This window comes from Janthinobacterium sp. UMAB-60 (assembly GCF_900095235.1).
GTDB lineage: Bacteria > Pseudomonadota > Gammaproteobacteria > Burkholderiales > Burkholderiaceae_D > Janthinobacterium.
Genome location: NZ_LT607508.1, coordinates 32,022 through 50,924, shown reverse-complemented (window position 1 = coordinate 50,924; position 18,903 = coordinate 32,022). Strand labels below are relative to the sequence as shown.

Below are 18,903 nucleotides of genomic sequence, written 5' to 3'. Positions count from 1 at the left end.
CCCTGACCGGGTCCATCCTGGGCGTGCAGTATGACGCGCTGCTGGCCGGCTTGGCCGGCGGCCTAGTCTCGCTGTCCTACCTGCCGCCCATGCGTGGACCGCAGATCGCCGGCAGCGTGATCGGCTCGTCGTTGATCGCGGGCTGGTTCGCGCCGGTGGCCAGCGTCACCGCAGCGAATTATTTTCCATTCCTGTCGAGCGCCGGCGAATCGGGTATCCGCATCGCCGCCGCAGCCGGCCTGGGCCTGTGCGCCCAGGTCATCATCCCGGCCGCATTCGCCTGGCTGCGCAAGAAAGGAGACCTGCCATGAACATTTTGTATTCGATCGACATGGCGGCGGCGGCTATCGTGCTGGCGCGAGGGCTGTTCGTCGAGCTCAATCATATGCGGCCCGGCACGGGCAGTCCTATCCGCATCACTTGGATAGCGCTCACGGCCGGTGCTGCCGCCGTGATGCTGTTCGGCGTGACACCGGCCTGGCCAGAGGTGCTGCTCCATTGTGGCATCGCTGCGCTAGTCTGTGTCGACCGGCGCTCATCGTTCTGGAAGGGATCGTCATGCAACTGAGTAAAAATTTCTCGCTGGCCGAACTGACCGCCTCCGACTGGGCGGCGCGCCATGGTGTCGACAACACGCCGCCGGCCGTCGTGCTGGCCGAACTGCAGCGTACGGCCGAGATGCTGCAGCGCATCCGCAATTATCTGACGGCCAGCACCGGCATCGATACGCCGCTGACCAATATCAGCGGCTACCGCTCGATTCCGGTGAATCGGGGCATCGGCAGCACTGACGGCAGTGACCACGTGCGCGGCTGCGCGGCTGACTTCAAGGCGCTGCGCATGACGCCATACCAAGTATGTCAGGCGTTACTGCCGAAATTGGACGAGTTCGGTATCGGCCAGATTATCAATGAGCTGACCTGGGTGCATGTCAGCACAAAGATGGTGGCCAAGCCGATCAACCGCATCATCACCATCGACCGCCACGGCACGCGCGCTGGCATCTTGCAGGTGCGGCCGTGAGCGCCCTGGGCAGCAAGCTGTGGCGCAGCCAGCTGGGCGGGCTGATGTTTCATTGCCCCGGTTGCGGCTATGATCACGTCGTCCACGAAGCCGGACAAGGCTGGTCCGGCCCCACCTGGTCGTTCAATGGCAACGGCGATAAACCAACGTTTTCGCCTTCTGTGCTGGTCACGACAGGTCGCGCGGTCGATTCGTCATTTGTGAAAGAAGAGGGGGATCCGCCGGAGGTGTGCCATTCATTCGTCATCGATGGCCGGATCCAGTTTCTCGGCGATTGCGACCATGAGCTGGCCAGCCAGACTGTTGAAATGCCAGATTGGCGGGCATCTTGAGCCCCATCAGCGTGCTGGCGGGCGCCGCCGTCAGTGGGATCTGGAAGGCGGCCGCCATCATCTTGGCCACCACGCTACTGCTGGTGGCCAGCTCCACTGGCACAGGCTGGTGGCTGGCAGCGGGCGACCGTGACACCGCGCGCGCTGCGCTGGTGCTGGAACAAGACGTTAGCGCGCAGCTGCGTGGCTCGATCAGCGAGCAAAACCGCGCCATCGATGGCATGGCCAAGGCAACCCTGGCGGCGCAGGAGCGCGGCGCGGCAACGCAGGCTGCCGCAGCTGCTGCGGGCAAGAGATACGATAAGGCGCAGGCGCAGCTGGCCGGTGTGCGCGCCGCGACCTGTGGCGAGACGATGCCGGCCGTCAGGTTGCTACTGGAGAATGTGAGATGAGGAAGAATAATGCAAGCATAGGGCGGCCAGCTGAGGAATCAAAACAAGCTGGCGCGGCGCATGGATGCTTACTCTTGCCCGGCCACCTAGCAGTCATTTTTAGCATGCTGGCGTTGGCCGGCTGCACCACCGCTCCGCTGGCGCCGGTTCGCGTCGAGGTGCCAGTGATGGTGCCGTGTGTCGGCGAGGTGCCGCCACGCCCGGCCTACGAGTTCGACAAGCTGACACTTACGGCAACGGATGGCGAGATCATCCTGGCACTGGCGCGTGATTGGCCGCGCGGGCGGAAATATGAGGGAGTGATCGAGGCGCTGATCGAGGGGTGCCGACTCACTCAATAAATCAGTAAAGATTGTTAAATTCTTAGATTATACGAAAAAAATTAGCAATATCAAAAAATTCGAAATTCAAGTATTTTTTAAATTAATAATATTATGATGACGTCATTACAGAATTCGTTTGCAATATTTTTTAGCGTGAGGTAAATTTATATATTCAGCGGTTAATGATCGTGAATTTTCAACTTCCCAATACATCCTTATTTCTTTCTGATAAGCATAACCATCTACTGGCTTCAAAAATGCGATCGGTGCTTTCAGTGGTTCGAGGTCATTAAGTTCTCTTCCTATATATTGAACTTGACCCATTAAAGTATTTTTGATAATGTGTTTGCGCATTAATTCTGCGGTTATTTCATAGAAAAATCTTCGCGGATTTGAGATTTCTACGCAGTATTGGCCGATGTCGCTGTTCATTTTATCTGGTATGAAATCGCTGGTTAAGCATAGGATAATTCCATCTTCCAATGCAATGAAATTCTGAGTGTTGGAAATTTGTACATTCTCCGATCCTCGTACATCGATGCCGGATCTTCTACATGTTTCTAATATATGCGGGTCATCCCATTTTCCCTTAACTCCGCTTGAGCGATATATAAGACTTCCTTCGGCAGCATCGCCCCGGCCGGGATTATCAAAGGCTCTGCAAATCTTCAATGTGCTTAATTTTATGCATCCATTAACAAATTGATCGGCATAGTCTGGATCGGTAAGAAATCTATAAAGTTTTTTTGGTGCATTATTATTCGTTTCTGGAATGAGGCCAAGCGCCCGAACTAGTGCTATCTTTGAATAAAAAGGTGTCACGAAATCGCGGGAATACATAGCAATATTTCCTTTTCTATTTTATAGTTATTTATAAATTATTTTTTATTTTGTTAGATTTTCATTGATTGTCAAATTTCGAGGGCGATGGCTCAACTTGATAAATTTTCGCATTCCCACTGTATTTCGTTCCCTTTTCTCAACTATTCAGAACAATGACATAAGTAAGTATATCGAACTAAGTTCAGGGTAGTAGCGGCCACCAGCGCCGCATGCGGCCCGCTTCTCGTCCGCATAATCGTGCAGCATGTAATGCCGGGGTACCTTACTACCTGGCCGAACGTGGTTTCGGCATCGATCGCTCAACTCCAGCGAAGACCCCCAGCTCCTGCATCAACGTCGTTCCGTGCGGCGTCCATGTGCCGTTCTTGCCGCCAATCAGAGCTAGGCGGCACCTCTCCGTAGACTCTTCTTCGGTGTGAGCTTAGCAATGAGTCTCCGCACATTTGTTTACTGTACAACATGCATCAGCTTGATATACTGTACGTATATACAGTATTTTTGGTAAATGCTATGAAGATAAGAGTGGTTAAGATGCGTTCAGCTGGGGTGGCTGTAGAGCGCCGCATGCTGAACGACCGATACACCGTCAAGCACTACGGGATGCTGGTCATCATGGACGTGACTGATCAGGGCCTGCGGCGTCCTGTGAAGGTGGCGCGACTTACGCAGCCCGGCAGGCCAGGCCCTTATATGGAACTGCTCGATCCGCACATCGTGTGGGCAAACGATGGCAAGTTCACGCTGGCAGGGTTTGAGCGGACAACGAATGCAGAGGGCCATGTGGTCGAGTTTGCGCAGTCGTGGCTTTGCGCGGTGGATCTGGCCATGCCAGAGCCGGAAACCGATACTAGGAACGTTCGACCGATGCGGTCATGAGAAATTCTCAAACGCCCCTAACTACAGTCGAGCTGGTAGAAATCCGGCTCCGTAGCGATTCGCCGGACATGCTCTCCGTGCTGCGAGAGATCATGCGCCTGCGCGCAATCGTATCCAAGGCGGACCAGCTGGAGCGCAGCCTGGGGCCAACTGATGGTGCGGCAGCGGTGATCCGTGATGTTTTGCGTGCTGAGCTGGACGAGGAGCCATCCATTGCAGAACTGATGTGGACCGATCTAAACGTGCTGTGAAGAGGTGGTAATGAGTAGGATTCGGGCGCCGCTCAGCATCGAGCAACTGAAAGAAATCCAAGGTCGCAACGACTCGGCCGATGTGCGCGTGCTTTTGTGGGAGGTTCGGCGCCTGCGTGAGATCGCAGTGGCGGCCGATGAATTGGAGCGCAGCTTGGGCTCGCGCGTCGGCATGTCCGGGCTGATCCGTGCCTCGCTTCGGGTGCAGCTGGATGGTGAGCCTTGCACCGTCTCGATGTCGCCATCGACATGAGCGTGGCCGCTTAGCGTGCTGGGCAAGATTGTCCGGCGGATGCCCAGCCGGCCACGCGCTGTTGCTGGTCGACCAGCACGATAACTCGGCAGCGGGCCGCATCGCTGCCGTAGTTCAGTTGCAGGTATTCGCCCTGGTGCTGGTAGCTGGCGGGCGTGCCGTAGCGGGTGGCGAGGGCGAAGCTGTCCAGCCCGATCAGATCGCCTCCGCGGTGTTCGACAATGCCACTGGACGTGCAACTGCACAGTGCAAGCAAGAGGAGGGCGCCCAGCGCGTGCTTCATTGCAATCTTTCCTTTTGGGTTATGCTTACAGAAGGCAGTGCCTTCTATTATGTTGGCTGCCTACCTACCTGATCTTGTGCGGCCTCAGAAAGAGGCGAAGAAGCCGCCAAAACAGGGGCGAAATTTGGGCGAAAACGTGGACGTTTCCAGACTTTTCCAGACATTTAGAAAGATGCGAAAACGGCATCCTTACTATGTCTAAGGAGGTTTGCGAATGTTTAAGACAGGAGTCAAGAATTTCTGTATAATCTGCTTTTGCGCCAATAGGAAATGCTATGCGTCTACTTCAAAAAGCACTCACATTCGATGACGTGCTGCTCGTCCCAGCCTACTCCAACGTTCTGCCCGCCGATACGTCCCTCAAAACTCGCCTGACCCGCAATATCACCCTGAATATTCCCTTGCTGTCCGCAGCCATGGATACGGTGACGGAAGCCCGTCTGGCGATCGCGATGGCCCAGGAAGGCGGCATCGGTATCATCCACAAGAATTTGAATCCGAAGGACCAGGCACGTGAAGTGGCCCGTGTAAAACGTTTCGAAGCTGGCGTGCTGCGCGATCCGATCACGATTCCTCCGGACATGAAAATCCGCGACGTGATCGCGCTGACGGAACAATACGGCATCAGCGGTTTTCCTGTCGTCAAGGGCAAGGAAGTGGTCGGTATCATTACCAACCGCGATTTGCGCTTTGAAAAGGAACTCGACGCGGAAGCCTCCGCCAAGATGACGCCGCGCGAAAAACTCGTCGTCGTCAATGAAGATGCCGACACGGCCGAAGCCAAGCGCCTGATGAACAAGCACCGCCTCGAGCGCGTGCTGGTCGTCAATGACGCGTTTGAGCTGCGCGGCCTGATCACCGTCAAGGATATCCAGAAGTCGACTTCCCACCCGTTCGCGTCGAAAGACAGCCAGGGCAAGCTGCTGGTCGGCGCTGCCGTCGGTGTCGGTGCCAAGGATGAAGAGCGTATCGACCTGCTGGTCGCCGCCGGCGTCGACGTGCTGGTGGTCGACACGGCCCACGGTCACTCGCAAGGCATCCTCGATCGCGTACGCTGGATCAAGACCAAGTACCCGCAGGTGGAAGTGATTGGCGGCAACATCGCTACCGCCGCCGCCGCCAGGGCGCTGGTGGAATACGGCGCCGATGCGGTCAAGGTCGGCATCGGCCCTGGCTCCATCTGCACCACGCGTATCGTCGCCGGTGTGGGCGTGCCGCAAATCACGGCCATTTCGAACGTCGCCGAAGCACTCGAAGGTACGGGCGTGCCATGTATCGCCGACGGCGGTATCCGCTTCTCGGGCGATATCTCGAAAGCGCTGGCCGCTGGCGCCTCGACCGTCATGATGGGTTCCATGTTTGCCGGTACGGAAGAAGCGCCAGGCGAAGTGATCCTGTACCAGGGCCGCAGCTACAAGTCGTACCGCGGCATGGGCTCGCTGGGCGCGATGTCCGATGGGTCGGCTGACCGTTATTTCCAGGACGCCACCATGAAGGCCGACAAGTTCGTGCCTGAAGGTATCGAAGGCCGCGTGGCCTACAAAGGCAGCGTGCTGGCGATCATCTTCCAGCTGGTGGGCGGCGTGCGTCAATCGATGGGTTACTGCGGTTGCGCCACCATCGACGAACTGCGCGAAAAAGCGGAATTCGTGGAAATCACCTCGGCCGGCATGCGCGAGTCGCATGTCCATGATGTGCAAATCACGAAAGAAGCACCTAACTACCGTTCAGAGTAATTAGCGACAGACCAGACCGGCGCCCAGTGCGCCGGTTTTGTAATGACCCCAGATAAAGTCCCCATCATGCATTCTAAAATCCTCATTCTCGATTTCGGTTCCCAAGTCACCCAGTTGATCGCCCGCCGCGTGCGCGATTCCGGTGTGTTTTCCGAAGTCTTCCCGTATGACGTCAGCGACGAATTCGTGCGCAACTATGGCGCCGCCGGCGTGATCCTGTCGGGCAGCCACAATTCCACCTTGGACGGCGACTCGCCGCGCGCGCCGCAAGCCGTGTTCGAGCTGGGCGTGCCCGTGCTGGGCATCTGCTACGGCATGCAAACCATGGCGGCCCAGCTGGGCGGCAAGGTGGAAAATGGCCTGGTACGCGAATTCGGCTACGCCGAAGTGCGCGCCCGCAGCCATACCAAGTTGCTCAACGGTATTGCCGACTTCGTCACCGACGAAGGCCACGGCATGCTGAAAGTGTGGATGAGCCATGGCGACAAAGTGCTGGAAATGCCGCCAGGCTTCAAGCTGATGGGCAACACCCCGAGCTGCCCGATCGCCGCCATGGCCGACGAAGAACGCCAGTTCTACGGCGTGCAATTCCACCCGGAAGTGACGCACACGGTGCAGGGCAAGGCCATCATCGGCCGTTTCGTGCATGAAATCTGCGGCTGCAAGTCGGACTGGAACATGCCCGACTACATCAGCGAAGCGGTGGAAAAAATCCGCGCGCAAGTCGGTACCGACGACGTCATCCTGGGCCTGTCCGGCGGCGTCGATTCGTCCGTAGCCGCTGCCCTGATCCACCGCGCCATCGGCGACCAGCTGACCTGCGTCTTCGTCGACCACGGCCTGCTGCGCCTGGATGAAGGCAAGATGGTGATGGACATGTTCGCCAAGAACCTGGGCGTGAAAGTCATCCGCGTCGATGCGGAAGAGCAGTTCATGGGCCACCTGGCCGGCGTCACCGACCCCGAGCAGAAGCGCAAGATCATCGGCCGCGAATTCGTCGAAGTCTTCCAGGTGGAATCCGGCAAACTGGTCAACGCCAAATGGCTGGCGCAAGGCACGATCTACCCGGACGTGATCGAATCGGCCGGCAAGGGCAAAAAGGGCCAGACCATCAAGAGCCACCACAATGTGGGCGGCTTGCCGGACACCATGAAGCTCAAGTTGCTGGAACCCTTGCGCGAACTGTTCAAGGACGAAGTGCGCAAACTGGGCGTGGCCCTGGGCTTGCCGCATGACATGGTGTACCGCCACCCGTTCCCGGGCCCGGGCCTGGGCGTGCGCATCCTCGGCGAAGTCAGGAAAGACTTTGCCGACCTGCTGCGCCGCGCCGACGCCATCTTCATCGAAGAACTGCGCAACACGCCGTACGAATTCGTCGCCGGCCAGGCCGTCGACCCGGACGCGCTGCCGGCGAACTGGTACGAAGCGACCAGCCAGGCATTCGCCGTCTTCCTGCCCGTCAAATCGGTGGGCGTGATGGGCGATGGCCGTACCTACGAATACGTGGTGGCCCTGCGCGCCGTGCAGACGCAGGACTTCATGACCGCCCACTGGGCGCACCTGCCGCACAGCCTGCTGGGCAAGGTATCGAACCGCATCATCAATGAAGTGCGCGGCATCAACCGCGTCGTCTACGATATCTCGGGCAAGCCGCCGGCGACCATCGAGTGGGAGTGAGTTTCCCTCAGAAAATTTTGCATGTCGGATGACTGAATAAGCCAAAGCCCTGTTTTTACAGGGCTTTTTTTTATGGAGCCAGCCCCCTGCAGCAGTACGTTGAACGCGAACAAGCGCTGAGAGCATGTGATCGACGCTATTTTACGCAATGTCTTTTTTAACTGCGGATACAGCAATATTTTTTTAATTTATTAAAAAACAAAATTTCATATTAAAATAATTACTTGTCGCCAAGGTGGCGCCAACTTGGCTTGCTCACAAATCACTGACACGGCGATTTTTGCCGTTGTTTATCGTATGTTGACATTCAGCTTGCGGCCGCCGCGCCAGCCTTCAAGCCCAGTGCCGGACAGGGAGCGATGATGCAATTGAAGACCCCCGGCGTGTATATCGTCGAGCAGGATGCATTTCCCAATACGGTAGTCGAGGTGGCCACGGCGATACCGGTGTTTCTCGGCTACACCGAGAAGGCTGCCGACGGACCTGTTTCCAAGGCAGGCATTCCCACCCGTATCGGCTCGCTGGTGGACTATGTGCGTATCTTCGGCGGCCCACCGGTGCCGAGGTTTTCGCTGGCCCCCGGCACCGACCAGAAGACCCTCACCGCCGCATTGGCACAGCAGTTTTTCCTTTACCACGGTGTGAAGCTGTACTTCATGAACGGCGGCGGACCGGCCTACGTGATATCGGTGGGAACCTTTGCCAGTGTCCAGGTCTATGGTATCCAAGCCTCGGATTTCATGCCGGAAGGTGATCCCGCCGGCGTCAGGGAAGCCCCGTTCGATGCCTTGAAAAAAGTGCTGGATGTGACGCTGATCGTGGCGCCGGACAGTGTCTTGCTCGCTGGTGCGGACGATTGCTACCAGTTCTGGCAGGCGGCGCTCCAGCATTGCGGCGGCATGCAGAACCGCATGGCGCTGATCGACATCCATGGCGGCGGCAGGCAGCGTACCTTTGACCCGGACGGTGATGTTATTTCCGGCAAGAAGGATGGCTTGCGCGAGAAAATCGGCAGCAATTTCCTCAACTACGGCGCGGCCTATTATCCGTGGCTCAATTTTGATGTGGTCGACGAAGGCAGCATCACCTACGACAGCCTGCAAGACGCAGGGCTGGCGTTGCTGGCTGACGCGCTCAAGGCCGAACTGGCGGCGATGAAGCCGCACCCCTCCGCGCAGATGCAAGGCAACATGAACACCCTGTATGCCGCCATCCCACATCGGCTGCCGGCCGACGCCGTTCCGCTGCCAGCCGGCACGGAAAGCCGCACGGCGGTGATTGCGCGCTGTCATGACCAGCTTCGGCAGGTGAGTCCCTTGTACCAGCGCGTGGTGGCCGACATGCTGGCGCTGGCCAACCAGTTGCCGCCGGCCTGCGCCATGGCTGGCGTGTACGCGCGGACGGATGAAAGTGCTGGCGTGTGGATGGCGCCGGCCAACACCAGCATCATGGGGGCGCTCTCGCCGATGGTGGATATCTCGCATGACGACCAGGAGGATCTGAACATGCCGCTCGACGGGCGGGCGGTCAACGCGATCCGCACCCTTCCCACGCGTGGCCTGGTGGTGTGGGGCGCGCGCACGCTCGATGGCAACAGCGATGACTGGCGCTACATCAACGTGCGTCGCACGCTGATCATGCTGGAGCAATCGATCAAGAACGCGATGCTCGCCTATGTCTTCGCGCCCAACGCGGCCACGACCTGGGCGGCGGTGCAGAACATGATCTCCAACTTCCTGACCAACCAGTGGCAGAGCGGCGCGCTGGCCGGCGCCAAGGCGCAGGATGCGTTCAGCGTGCAGATCGGTCTGGGCAGCAGCATGAGCGGCGACGATATCCTGAACGGTTATATGCGCGTGTCGATACGCGTGGCATTGCTTCATCCGGCCGAATTCATCGTGCTGACATTCCAGCAGCAACAGCTGGTTTCCTGAACGCTTATCGAGGAGTCATTGTGATGGCAGGAGTACCGCAAGACCCAGGCCGAAGGCCGCTGGGTGGCAAGACCAGCCTGGTGTCGATGATGGTCACGCTGAACGGGCATGTCATGCCGGATGACTATGCAGTCGAAAGCATACACGTCACGGGCGAGCTCAATCGCCTGGGCACGGCGCGCATCGTGCTCGCCGACGGCGATCCGTCCACGGGGGGATTCAAGCTTAGTACGGCCGACACGCTGCTGCCCGGCGTGACGGTGGAGGTCGCAATAGGCTACCACCCGAACATCAGCACCGTCTTCAAGGGCATCATCGTCAAGCACGGCATGCGGATAGGCGGACAGGGCGGCTCGCAGCTGGTGCTGAGCTGCGCCGAGGTTGCCGTCGGAGCGCCGGTGCAAGCCGACAACAGCTGCGTACTGCTAGTCGCCTATGGCGAGTCGATCCTCGCGTTCAGTGCCGAGCTGGATGCGCGCTCCGGCGTGCGCGGTACGGTGAGTTTCCAGGGCAGTGTGCTGGCGGTGCCGGGCAAGACCATCGAACTGGCCGGACTGGGCAAGCGCTTCGACGGCGACGTGTATATCACCCGCGTGGAGCACACGCTGGAACACGGTAACTGGGTGACCGAGCTCACTTTCGCCCTGCCGCCGCCCTGCGTCGCCAGTGACAGCGGGCAGGTGCATGCCCCTGCCATACCGGGCTTGCAGATTGGCACCGCGCTGCAGGTCGGGGCCGACCCTCAGGGCCAGCTGCCCGGGCCACACGCGCCGGACCAGGGCGGGCCGTTCTTCATGCATGCGAACACGGTGAACATGAGGGACATCGAAATCACGGCCGCCAAGGCGCTGGAGGCGGAGCTGGCCTGGCTGGATGCCGTCATCGCGGCGTCGATGGCGCAGTATTTCCAGCGCGCCGACGCGCCTCGCATGCCGCAGCCGCCCACCTTGCCGGCGCACGCGCCGTATGCCTTGGCGTTGCGCAAATGGGGGCTCAGTACCGAGGAGCGGCTGGTGCTGATTCTTGCGCTGGCGCCGCATGTGCGTCCGCAGGCGCTGGACAGTTTCCTGATTCGCAACGCCAGCCTGGATTTGCCGTTCAGCGAGTTCGGCGGGCAGGGCGGCAGTCACCGGGGTTTCTGGCCTACCGCCGAGACCGCGTCATTTCTGCTGGCTGGCGACCGGCTGGCGGCACGCTTGGCCACGCATCGCCTGTTCGGCGCCGGCGCGCCGCTGCGCAGGCTTGGCTTGCTGGCATGGGACGAGTGGCCAGCCGACGGCGCTGCGCCCTGGACCCTGCTCGGTCACCCGCTGAAACTGGGACGCGAGGCGCTGTCGTTGCTGGTCACAGGCGAGTCTTGTCAGCCCGACTAAGAGCCTATCCCAGTAGGCCCGTTGCACGCCAAGCGATGAGGCCGCAATCACCGCTGCGCTGCTGGGCGCGCTTTGCCGATGCCGAACCGCTGGCGATGCTGTTCAGTTTGTCGGCCATGGGCGGCTCGGCCGTGCCGGCGTTCGGCATTCCGACCCGGCGCCAGGCACGACGAATGAGCGCGGGCGCTTGGTGCGGCAGAGCGCTTCCTGAACGCTCCAATGGCAGTCGCAAAACTGCCGGTGATGTCGGCGTTGGCTATGCCGTCTGCCCCAGGCTGCCCAGGCGGGCCAGCGTCTCCTGCGCATTCATGGATTTGGCCAGCTTGACGGCGCTCATGCCGCGGCTGTCCACGGCATCGATGCGCGCGCCGTGCCGCAGCAGCAGTTCGAGGATGGCCAGGCGGTTGAACATGGCGGCCATCATCAACGGTGTCTTGCCGTCCGGGCTGGCGCCTTCCACCTTGGCGCCGTGCCGCAGCAGCAGTTCGGCGATCTCCAGGTAGCCCTTGTAGGCCACGCCGGCCAGCGGCGTCTGGCCCTGGTCGTTGGGCACGTTGGCGTCGGCGCCCGCCTCGAGCAGCAGGCGCGACGTTTCCAGGTGGCCGAGGTAGCTGGCCAGCATGATCAGGCTGTCGCCTTTTTCGTTGCGGAAGTTGACGGGCACGCCTTGCGCGAGCATGGCGCCCAGTTGCTGCGTGTCGCCTTCGCGCACCAGGGCAAACAGGCCCTGGATGAATTCCAGCGTTTCGGCATCCATCGTTGCCGGGGCTTTCCGTGCATCGGTGTTCATCGTGATCTTTCTGCGCAGGTGGTCGATCCAGCAGTCTACTATGCGGCCGGCGCCAGCGCCTTTTGCCGCGCGGCCAATGCGGCGCCGATGAAGAGGGCGATGGCCGAGGCGATCAAGCCCCGCTCCAGTCCTGCCGGGCCGTCGGCGATCCAGCCGACCGCGATGGGGCCGACGATCTGGCCCAGCGCGAACACCGTCGTGTAGGCCGTTATGCCGGCCGTCCACGATTGCTGCGGCAGATTATGCCGCACCAGGGCCGTCGTCGAGGCCACCACCGACAGGAACACGGCGCCGAAGACCAGGCCAGAGAGGAACACGACGGGCACGTAGCTGGTCAGCGCGGGCAGGATGGTCACCACGCCCAGCACGCCATTTAATATCGCCAGCGATTCGCCGCCCTTGTAGCGGTCGAGCATGCGGGCCCAGATGCGCGACGACGCCACTACCGCCAGGCCCAGCAGGGTGTAGAACACGGTGATGCGCGCCGGTGGCATGCCTTGCTGCTTGAGCAGGGCGATGACGAAGGTCATGTAGCCGATATAGCCGACGCCAAACATGAAGTAGCCGGCCAGGCTGGGGGCGAAATCGCGCCAGGCGAAGCGCCGTGGCGTGTCGAGGGCGCGTGGCGCTTCGCCGATGGCTTTCGCCGGCAGGGCCATGATGGCGGTGGCGAGCAGGCAGGCGATGCCCAGTGCCAGCCAGGGCCATTGCCAGGCATGCGCGGCGCCATGTGCCTGAGCGGCCGCCAGCGCCGCCGGCACCAGCAGGGCCGACAGCGCGATGCCGAAACCCGTGCCGCCGTAATACAGGCCGATGTAGAAGCCGGCGCGCTGGCTGTGCATGGAGCCGAGCCGCGCCGCCAGCACGCCGCCGGCGATGAAAATGAAGGCGCTGGCCACGCCCGCGCACACGCGCTGCAGGAACAGGGCGGTCGTATCGCTGACCAGGCCCGACATCAGCATGAAGACGCTGGCCAGCACGCAACCAATGATGAGCAAGCGCCACACGCCCAGGCGGCGCATCAGGGCCGGCGTGGCCAGGGCGCCCAGGAAATAGCCGAGCGCATTGAAGGTGTTCATGGCCCCGGCCAGCAGGTAGGACCAGCCCAGATCGGCGCGCATGGGCGGCAGCAGCAAGCCATACGAAAAGCGCGACAGGCCCAGGGCGACGGCGGCACCCAGCGAGAGCGCCAGCGCCGTGGCCAGCGGATGGGCCGGGGAATGATCGTGTGTCGGCATGGCCTGGTGACCCATCTATGTGAAAACGTGCAGTGGCGCTGGCGCCGGGTGGGGCAGGCCGGCGGCCAGGGTGGTGGGCGACAGTGGCATACGGTGCTCACCGCGCGACGGTTTTTACTGCCAAGTTAATGAATCGGTGCTGAGAAGTCAAGCATGCCCCGCGCACGGAATAGTGCAGGGACCAAGGCAATCCTTGTCATCGTTACTTTTGGAGGGATTTATAAGACATGCAATTCCATATAATTGTAATTGGGAAATTTACTTGCCCAAAATAAATTTTGCAGCTTGCTCCTGATCCTGCCGGTGCCAGGCGAGCGCCGCCGCATCGTTCGTAGTGATGACCAGCGCCAGAGGAAATCACGGACTCGTCGTCCGGCGCTGTTTTTCTTGAGTCCGGGCAGAGCCACAGCAGGGAGCAAATGATGAATACGCAAATTAACATCAGCTACAACGTGGAGTCGGACGAGATGCGAGACAAGACCGAGCTGGTGTTCCTGAAGCCGCAGAACCCGCAGAGCAATTACCAGATTCCTGCTTGGCAAGTATTGAAGGGCGTGCCTGGCCCCATCGAAGCGTTCGTCTACGACCATCAAATCCCGCTCGACGTGCGCAGCCATGGCGCCGCGCTCACCAAGACCAATCCCTACAGCCAGTTCGACAGCGACTGGTACGTCAACGCCACGCCCGTCGTGACCACGCAGCCTGTCGATGCGCACTCGGCCACGGCCACTGAAGGGGACGTGACCTTGAACCGCAACCAGGATCGGTAAGACCTTGCCTGCGGCGCCAGCTACAGCGCCGACCCTGGCGCTGCTCACACGTCGACGGCCAGGGTGCCGCCCTTGGCGATCAGCTGTTCGGAACGTTGCTGGCATCCGGCCGGGCCGGTGCAGCGATGGGGCACTGCGTACGAGAGTAAGATGACGGCATTTCAAGACTGTGAGAGGCCCAGGTGCGCGTGTTGCTGGTGGAAGACGATCCGATGATCGGGGAAAGCCTGGTCGAGGGCTTGCGCGGCGAGTGCTATGCCGTGGACTGGGTACGCGACGGCCACGATGCGGAGCTGGCGCTGGCCGGCTTCGGCTACGATTTGATGCTGCTGGACCTGGGCTTGCCGGGCAAGGAGGGCATGGACGTGCTGCGCACCATGCGCGCGCGGGGCGCCGAGTTGCCCGTGCTGATCATCACGGCGCGCGACGGCACGCCGGCCCGCGTGGCAGGGCTCGACGGCGGCGCCGACGACTATCTGGTGAAACCGTTCGACCTCGACGAGCTGCTGGCGCGCATCCGCGCGCTGCTGCGCCGCCGGGTCAGCCGTTCGCGCTCCGTCATCGAGCATGGCGCGCTGATCCTGGACCTGGCCAGCCACGACGTCACGTTCGAGGGAGAGCTGATCAAGTTGCCGCCGCGCGAGTTTTCCGTGCTGCGCGCCTTGCTCGACCATCCGGGCAAGGTGGTGTCGAAACGGCAACTTGGCGAAAAACTGTACGGCTGGGATAGCGAAGTGGAAAGCAATACCGTCGACGTCTACGTGTACCAGTTACGCAAGAAATTCGGCGCGGACAGCATCCAGACCGTGCGCGGCGTGGGCTACAAGATGCGGGTGGCAACTTGATGACCATCCGCCGCCAGTTGCTGCTCGGATTGCTGGCCGCCACCTTGCTGTGCGTGCTCGGCGCCGGCATTTCGCTGTTCCGCTCGCTGCTGGAAGAAGCCAATGAGCTGGCCGATTTGCAGCTGCGCCAGCTGGCAGTGGCCTTGCCCGACGAGTTCGAGCCGCAGACGGGCTCGCCGGCCGCGCAAGAGCCGGAAGAAGCGTTCGTGCTGCAGGCGTGGGACGAGGATGGACAGCCCTTGCCCGTCTTGCCGGATCAGCCTGCACTGCCGCGCTACGCGCTGGCCGGCTTTGCCGATGTCACCTTGCGCGGCGAAGACTGGCGCCTGTACGGCGAGACGCGGCGCGGCCGTTACGTGCAGGTGGCGCAGGCGCAGGCCGTGCGCGACCAGCTGGCCTGGCAAATGACCATGCGCGCCGGCGCGCCCTTGCTGGCGTTCGCGCTGCTGCTGGCACTGCTGATCGTCGCCGTGGTGGGGCGCGCGCTGGCGCCGCTGCACCGGCTCGCCGAATCGGTGGCGGGCCGTTCGCCGGATACGCTCACGCCCTTGGCGGCCGACGACATGCCGCCCGAACTGCGGCCCGTGGCGCTGGCGCTGAATGGCCTGATGGGGCAGTTCGAGGCGGCGCTGACGGCGCAGCGCACCTTTGTCGCCGATGCCGCGCATGAATTACGTTCGCCGCTGACGGCGCTGAAACTGCAGCTGCAGGTGGCCGAGCGGGCCGGCAGCGAGGAAGAACGCCGCGTGGCGCTGGCGCGGCTGCACGAAAGGCTGGACCGCAGCACGCACCTGGTACGGCAATTACTCAGCCTGGCGCGCCATGAAACGGCGCTGACGGCCAGCCAGCTGCAAACTGTTGATCTGGGACAGTTGCTGGAAGCGGCCGTGGCCGACCACAGCGCGCTGGCCGACAGCCGCGCCATCGATCTGGGCGTGGTGGAAACCGTGCCGGCCCCGGTGCTGGTGCAGGCCGATCCCGACGGCTTGCAAGTGTTGCTGAATAACCTGATCGACAACGCCTTGCGCTACACCCAGCGCGGCGGCAGGGTCGATTTGCAGGCCGCGCTGGAAGAGGGCCGGCCCCTGCTGCGCGTATCCGACAACGGTCCCGGCGTGCCGCGCCAGCACCATGCACGGCTGTTCGACCGCTTCTTCCGCCCCGACGGCAACGACGCCTGGGGCTGCGGCCTGGGCCTGTCCATCGTGCGCCACATCGCCGAGCACCACCGGGCCGATATCGCGCTGGCCGATGGGGCGGCGGGACGGGGACTGCAGGTGACGGTGCGCTTCCCGCAAGCGGCCTGAACGAAAAAAAGCGGATGCCGGTGAGGGCATCCGCTTTTCAATCGCTGGCGAGGCGCTTACGCCAGCTCGGTGATGAACTGCTCGCGCGAAGGGCGCACTTTTTTCAGGTCCACCAGCCAGTCGCCTTCGTCGGCGCGGTAGCCGAGCGGCAACATGACGACGGAGCGCAGGCCTTTTTCGCGCAAGCCCAGGATTTCATCGACTTTGGCCGGATCAAAACCTTCCATCGGCGTCGAATCGACTTTTTCCTGCGCCGCGGCGATCAGGGCCGTGCCCACGCCGATATACGCCTGGCGCGCCGCGTGCTGGTAGTTGGTTTCCGCATCGCGCTGCGGATACGTGGCGAGGATCTGCTGGCGGTACGCTTCCCAGCCTTCATTCTTGAAGCCGCGCACGGTGTTGACCAGGTCAAAGCGCGCGTTGATGCGTTCCACCGTGTAATTGTCCCAGGCGGCAAACACCAGCAGATGCGAGGCGTCTGTCACTTGCGACTGGTTCCACGCGTGCGGCTTGATCTGCTCGCGCAGGGCCGGATTCGTCACGACGAACACTTCATACGGGTGCAGCCCGCTGGAGCTGGCCGTCAGGCGCACGGCTTCCAGGATGCGCTCGACCTTGTCTTGCGGCACCGTTTTCGCCGGGTCCATCTTCTTGGTGGCGTAGCGCCATTGCAGTGTTTCGAGCAGTGCGGACATGTGAATCCCTTTCAGAGTGAATAGTTCAGATTGGAAATGATAGCGGATTCAGCCATTTCAAGTGCGGTGCCGCAAAGAGAGTTGTATAGATGAGCTGTCGCGTGCCCTTTACAGCCCCACCATGGCCAGCTCCACCTCCGGGTAGCGCGCGCCCTGCACGCTGGCGGGCGCGATGGCGGCGCCGATGGCGGCCAGCTCGGCGTCGCTCAGGGTAAGTTGCGCGGCGGCCACGTTCTCTTCCAGGTGGGCCAGGCTGCGGGCGCCGGGAATCGGCACGATGTCGTCGCCTTGCGCCAGCAGCCAGGCCAGGGCCAGCTGGGCCGCCGTGGCGCCGCGCGCCGCCGCCAGGCGCCGCAGTTCGGCCACCATGGTCGCGTTGGCCGCCATCGCCATCGGCTGGAAGCGGGGCAGGCTGTGGCGGTAGTCGTCTGGCGCCAGTGTGGCGCTGGAAGGCAACTGGCCCGTCAGGAAGCCCCGGCCCAGCGGGCTGTAGGGCACGAAACCGATGCCGAGCGCGCGGCAGGCGGGCAGCACGTCCGCTTCCGCGTCGCGGCTCCACAGCGAATATTCCGACTGCACGGCCGCAATCGGGTGCACGGCGTGGGCGCGGCGCAGGGTGGCGGCCGACACTTCCGACAGCCCCAGGTGGCGCACCTTGCCCGCCCGCACCAGTTCGGCCATGGCGCCGACGACGTCTTCGATGGGCACGGCGGGGTCCACGCGGTGCTGGTACAGCAAGTCGATGCACTCGATGCCCAGCCTGGACAGCGAGGCTTCCACGGCTTGCACGATGTGCTCCGGGCGGCTGTCCACGCCCGCCATGCGTTCCACACCCTGGCCGTGCGGCAATATCTTGAAGCCGAACTTGGTGGCGATGCTGACTTTGCCGCGCAGCTGTTTCAGGGCGCGCCCTACCAGTTCCTCGTTGGCGTAGGGGCCGTAGACTTCGGCCGTGTCGATCAGGGTGACGCCCAGTTCCACGGCGCGGTGCAGCACGCGCAGCGAGGCGGCTTCGTCGGCGCCGCCGTAGGCAAAGCTCATGCCCATGCAGCCCAGGCCGATGGGGGCGACGCGCAAGCCGGAGTTGCCCAGTGTTCTGTGTTCCATTTTTCACTCCTCTTCAAAAAAGATGCAAGGAGTATGGGTGAAGCAACAGCATGCGATAAGATAGCCAATCCTGCATGTATTACTGAATTTTGTTCATGAATTTTTTCCTCGACAATGGCTGACCTCAACGAATTGACGGCCTTTGCCGCCGTCGCCCGCCTGCGCAGCTTTCGCCAGGCGGCCCTCGAACGGGGCGTGTCCGCCAGCGCCCTCAGCCACGCATTGCGCGCGCTGGAAGAGCGCCTGGGCGTGCGCCTGCTGAACCGCACCACGCGCAGCGTCACGCCGACCGAGGCGGGGCGGCAGCTATTGGCGCGGCTCACGCCGGCCATGCGCGAAATCGATGATGCCTTGCAAGACTTGAGCGCCTTGCAGGATGTGCCCGCAGGCAAGCTGCGCCTGAACGTGCCCCGTCCGGCCGCGCGGCTGCTGCTGGCGCCCATGCTGGCCGGTTTTGTCGCCCGTTATCCGCGCGTGCAGGTGGAAGTGGTCACCGATGACGGCATGATCGATATCGTGCGCGACGGTTTTGACGCGGGCATCCGCTTCGGCGAGCAGGTGGCGGCCGACATGATCGCCGTGCCCGTGGGTGCGCCGCAACCGTTCGTCGTGGTGGCGTCGCCCGCCTACCTGGCGGCGCATGGCGCGCCAGGCACGCCGCGCGACTTGCTGGCGCACGCCTGCATGGGCCGGCGTTTTCCCAGCGGGCGCCAGTATGCGTGGGAGTTCGAGCATGAGGGGGAAGCCGTCAGCATCGCCGTCAACGGCCCGCTGGTGTTCGACGACGATGCACTGATGCTGCGCGCGGCCCGCGATGGCGCGGGACTGGCGTATGTGTATGAAGCCGATGCGCGC

23 protein-coding genes are annotated in these 18,903 nt (G+C 61.9%); 17 read left to right on the top strand and 6 right to left on the bottom strand.

Annotated features, from left to right (window positions below; genetic code table 11):
- The 6 genes from K0F86_RS26710 to K0F86_RS26685 all read left to right on the top strand — a co-directional run.
- The coding region (locus K0F86_RS26710) for a restriction endonuclease (protein WP_219137143.1) at nucleotides 1-311 on the top strand (311 nt) is incomplete at its 5' end.
- On the top strand, nucleotides 308-568 hold the full coding sequence (locus tag K0F86_RS26705; RefSeq protein WP_219137142.1) for a hypothetical protein: 261 nt from the start codon (nucleotides 308-310) through the stop codon (nucleotides 566-568). The genes K0F86_RS26710 and K0F86_RS26705, both read left to right, overlap by 4 nt.
- Entirely contained in the window at nucleotides 559-1,023 is a 465-nt protein-coding gene (locus K0F86_RS26700; protein ID WP_219137141.1) for a D-Ala-D-Ala carboxypeptidase family metallohydrolase, read from the top strand. Before K0F86_RS26705 ends, K0F86_RS26700 begins: the two co-directional genes overlap by 10 nt.
- Nucleotides 1,020-1,355 (top strand): DUF6527 family protein, encoded by a 336-nt coding sequence (locus tag K0F86_RS26695; protein ID WP_071076204.1) that lies wholly within the window; start codon nucleotides 1,020-1,022, stop codon nucleotides 1,353-1,355. The genes K0F86_RS26700 and K0F86_RS26695 overlap by 4 nt, the downstream gene beginning before the upstream one ends.
- A complete protein-coding gene (locus tag K0F86_RS26690; RefSeq protein ID WP_219137140.1) occupies nucleotides 1,352-1,747 on the top strand; it encodes a hypothetical protein in 396 nt (131 codons plus the stop codon). Before K0F86_RS26695 ends, K0F86_RS26690 begins: the two co-directional genes overlap by 4 nt.
- Nucleotides 1,744-2,088 (top strand): hypothetical protein, encoded by a 345-nt coding sequence (locus K0F86_RS26685; RefSeq protein ID WP_257572397.1) that lies wholly within the window; start codon nucleotides 1,744-1,746, stop codon nucleotides 2,086-2,088. The genes K0F86_RS26690 and K0F86_RS26685 overlap by 4 nt, the downstream gene beginning before the upstream one ends.
- A gap of 105 nt (nucleotides 2,089-2,193) precedes the next feature.
- On the opposite strand, the gene K0F86_RS26680 is transcribed toward K0F86_RS26685, so the two are convergent.
- Complete coding sequence (locus tag K0F86_RS26680; RefSeq protein WP_219137139.1) at nucleotides 2,194-2,910, bottom strand: hypothetical protein; 717 nt, start codon at nucleotides 2,908-2,910, stop codon at nucleotides 2,194-2,196.
- Nucleotides 2,911-3,477: 567 nt separating this feature from the next.
- On the opposite strand from K0F86_RS26680, the gene K0F86_RS26675 reads away from it, so the two are divergent.
- From K0F86_RS26675 to K0F86_RS26665, 3 genes are read left to right on the top strand one after another with little or no spacing between them, the layout of a single operon-like run.
- The gene (locus tag K0F86_RS26675; protein ID WP_139335860.1) at nucleotides 3,478-3,789 is read left to right on the top strand and encodes a hypothetical protein; all 312 of its coding nucleotides are present in this window, start codon (nucleotides 3,478-3,480) and stop codon (nucleotides 3,787-3,789) included.
- Nucleotides 3,786-4,040 (top strand): hypothetical protein, encoded by a 255-nt coding sequence (locus K0F86_RS26670; protein WP_219137138.1) that lies wholly within the window; start codon nucleotides 3,786-3,788, stop codon nucleotides 4,038-4,040. The genes K0F86_RS26675 and K0F86_RS26670 overlap by 4 nt, the downstream gene beginning before the upstream one ends.
- A 10-nt stretch (nucleotides 4,041-4,050) precedes the next feature.
- On the top strand, nucleotides 4,051-4,293 hold the full coding sequence (locus K0F86_RS26665; protein ID WP_219137137.1) for a hypothetical protein: 243 nt from the start codon (nucleotides 4,051-4,053) through the stop codon (nucleotides 4,291-4,293).
- A gap of 10 nt (nucleotides 4,294-4,303) precedes the next feature.
- Here the strand turns inward: K0F86_RS26665 and K0F86_RS26660 are convergent, their stop codons facing one another.
- Nucleotides 4,304-4,576: a hypothetical protein gene (locus K0F86_RS26660; RefSeq protein WP_219137136.1), complete on the bottom strand. Its 273-nt coding sequence runs from the start codon at nucleotides 4,574-4,576 to the stop codon at nucleotides 4,304-4,306.
- 275 nt (nucleotides 4,577-4,851) lie between these two features.
- Between K0F86_RS26660 and guaB the strand changes: the two genes are divergently transcribed.
- From guaB to K0F86_RS26640, 4 genes are all read left to right on the top strand, one after another.
- Complete coding sequence (gene guaB, locus K0F86_RS26655) at nucleotides 4,852-6,312, top strand: IMP dehydrogenase (RefSeq protein WP_099764098.1); 1,461 nt, start codon at nucleotides 4,852-4,854, stop codon at nucleotides 6,310-6,312.
- 66 nt (nucleotides 6,313-6,378) lie between these two features.
- Nucleotides 6,379-7,989, top strand: coding sequence for a glutamine-hydrolyzing GMP synthase (gene guaA / locus K0F86_RS26650; protein WP_219137135.1), 1,611 nt, complete (start codon nucleotides 6,379-6,381; stop codon nucleotides 7,987-7,989).
- Nucleotides 7,990-8,351: 362 nt separating this feature from the next.
- Nucleotides 8,352-9,923, top strand: coding sequence for a phage tail sheath C-terminal domain-containing protein (locus K0F86_RS26645; RefSeq protein ID WP_219137134.1), 1,572 nt, complete (start codon nucleotides 8,352-8,354; stop codon nucleotides 9,921-9,923).
- A gap of 23 nt (nucleotides 9,924-9,946) precedes the next feature.
- Nucleotides 9,947-11,296: a hypothetical protein gene (locus K0F86_RS26640; RefSeq protein ID WP_219137133.1), complete on the top strand. Its 1,350-nt coding sequence runs from the start codon at nucleotides 9,947-9,949 to the stop codon at nucleotides 11,294-11,296.
- 256 nt (nucleotides 11,297-11,552) lie between these two features.
- Here K0F86_RS26640 and K0F86_RS26635 read toward each other — a convergent pair whose 3' ends face one another.
- Both K0F86_RS26635 and K0F86_RS26630 read right to left on the bottom strand, forming a co-directional pair.
- Nucleotides 11,553-12,086 (bottom strand): ankyrin repeat domain-containing protein, encoded by a 534-nt coding sequence (locus K0F86_RS26635; RefSeq protein WP_219137132.1) that lies wholly within the window; start codon nucleotides 12,084-12,086, stop codon nucleotides 11,553-11,555.
- Between the two features lie 38 nt (nucleotides 12,087-12,124).
- Nucleotides 12,125-13,324, bottom strand: coding sequence for a YbfB/YjiJ family MFS transporter (locus K0F86_RS26630; protein WP_219137131.1), 1,200 nt, complete (start codon nucleotides 13,322-13,324; stop codon nucleotides 12,125-12,127).
- Nucleotides 13,325-13,746: 422 nt separating this feature from the next.
- On the opposite strand from K0F86_RS26630, the gene K0F86_RS26625 reads away from it, so the two are divergent.
- The 3 genes from K0F86_RS26625 (at nucleotide 13,747) to K0F86_RS26615 (ending at nucleotide 16,246) form a co-directional block, all read left to right on the top strand.
- Entirely contained in the window at nucleotides 13,747-14,094 is a 348-nt protein-coding gene (locus K0F86_RS26625; RefSeq protein WP_219137130.1) for a hypothetical protein, read from the top strand.
- Between the two features lie 182 nt (nucleotides 14,095-14,276).
- On the top strand, nucleotides 14,277-14,939 hold the full coding sequence (locus K0F86_RS26620; protein ID WP_219137129.1) for a response regulator transcription factor: 663 nt from the start codon (nucleotides 14,277-14,279) through the stop codon (nucleotides 14,937-14,939).
- Nucleotides 14,939-16,246, top strand: a complete 1,308-nt coding sequence (locus K0F86_RS26615) for an ATP-binding protein (protein ID WP_219137128.1) — start codon at nucleotides 14,939-14,941, stop codon at nucleotides 16,244-16,246. Before K0F86_RS26620 ends, K0F86_RS26615 begins: the two co-directional genes overlap by 1 nt.
- Nucleotides 16,247-16,302: 56 nt before the next feature.
- Here K0F86_RS26615 and K0F86_RS26610 read toward each other — a convergent pair whose 3' ends face one another.
- Both K0F86_RS26610 and K0F86_RS26605 read right to left on the bottom strand, forming a co-directional pair.
- Nucleotides 16,303-16,941, bottom strand: coding sequence for an NAD(P)H-dependent oxidoreductase (locus K0F86_RS26610; protein ID WP_219137127.1), 639 nt, complete (start codon nucleotides 16,939-16,941; stop codon nucleotides 16,303-16,305).
- Between the two features lie 108 nt (nucleotides 16,942-17,049).
- The gene (locus tag K0F86_RS26605; RefSeq protein WP_219137126.1) at nucleotides 17,050-18,048 is read right to left on the bottom strand and encodes an aldo/keto reductase; all 999 of its coding nucleotides are present in this window, start codon (nucleotides 18,046-18,048) and stop codon (nucleotides 17,050-17,052) included.
- 114 nt (nucleotides 18,049-18,162) lie between these two features.
- On the opposite strand from K0F86_RS26605, the gene K0F86_RS26600 reads away from it, so the two are divergent.
- A partial coding sequence (locus K0F86_RS26600; RefSeq protein ID WP_219137125.1) for a LysR family transcriptional regulator occupies nucleotides 18,163-18,903 on the top strand: 741 nt, incomplete at its 3' end.

Coding starts and splice junctions, on each gene's coding strand:
- K0F86_RS26615 (WP_219137128.1), top strand. CDS start 14,939: ATGACCATCCGCCGCCAGTTGCTGCTCGGATTGCTGGCCGCCACCTTG.
- K0F86_RS26625 (WP_219137130.1), top strand. CDS start 13,747: ATGAATACGCAAATTAACATCAGCTACAACGTGGAGTCGGACGAGATG.
- K0F86_RS26685 (WP_257572397.1), top strand. CDS start 1,744: ATGAGGAAGAATAATGCAAGCATAGGGCGGCCAGCTGAGGAATCAAAA.
- K0F86_RS26645 (WP_219137134.1), top strand. CDS start 8,352: ATGCAATTGAAGACCCCCGGCGTGTATATCGTCGAGCAGGATGCATTT.
- K0F86_RS26700 (WP_219137141.1), top strand. CDS start 559: ATGCAACTGAGTAAAAATTTCTCGCTGGCCGAACTGACCGCCTCCGAC.
- K0F86_RS26680 (WP_219137139.1), bottom strand. CDS start 2,910: ATGTATTCCCGCGATTTCGTGACACCTTTTTATTCAAAGATAGCACTA.
- K0F86_RS26610 (WP_219137127.1), bottom strand. CDS start 16,941: ATGTCCGCACTGCTCGAAACACTGCAATGGCGCTACGCCACCAAGAAG.
- K0F86_RS26665 (WP_219137137.1), top strand. CDS start 4,051: ATGAGTAGGATTCGGGCGCCGCTCAGCATCGAGCAACTGAAAGAAATC.
- K0F86_RS26675 (WP_139335860.1), top strand. CDS start 3,478: ATGCTGAACGACCGATACACCGTCAAGCACTACGGGATGCTGGTCATC.
- K0F86_RS26635 (WP_219137132.1), bottom strand. CDS start 12,086: ATGAACACCGATGCACGGAAAGCCCCGGCAACGATGGATGCCGAAACG.
- K0F86_RS26705 (WP_219137142.1), top strand. CDS start 308: ATGAACATTTTGTATTCGATCGACATGGCGGCGGCGGCTATCGTGCTG.
- guaB (WP_099764098.1), top strand. CDS start 4,852: ATGCGTCTACTTCAAAAAGCACTCACATTCGATGACGTGCTGCTCGTC.
- guaA (WP_219137135.1), top strand. CDS start 6,379: ATGCATTCTAAAATCCTCATTCTCGATTTCGGTTCCCAAGTCACCCAG.
- K0F86_RS26630 (WP_219137131.1), bottom strand. CDS start 13,324: ATGCCGACACACGATCATTCCCCGGCCCATCCGCTGGCCACGGCGCTG.
- K0F86_RS26670 (WP_219137138.1), top strand. CDS start 3,786: ATGAGAAATTCTCAAACGCCCCTAACTACAGTCGAGCTGGTAGAAATC.
- K0F86_RS26640 (WP_219137133.1), top strand. CDS start 9,947: ATGGCAGGAGTACCGCAAGACCCAGGCCGAAGGCCGCTGGGTGGCAAG.
- K0F86_RS26605 (WP_219137126.1), bottom strand. CDS start 18,048: ATGGAACACAGAACACTGGGCAACTCCGGCTTGCGCGTCGCCCCCATC.
- K0F86_RS26660 (WP_219137136.1), bottom strand. CDS start 4,576: ATGAAGCACGCGCTGGGCGCCCTCCTCTTGCTTGCACTGTGCAGTTGC.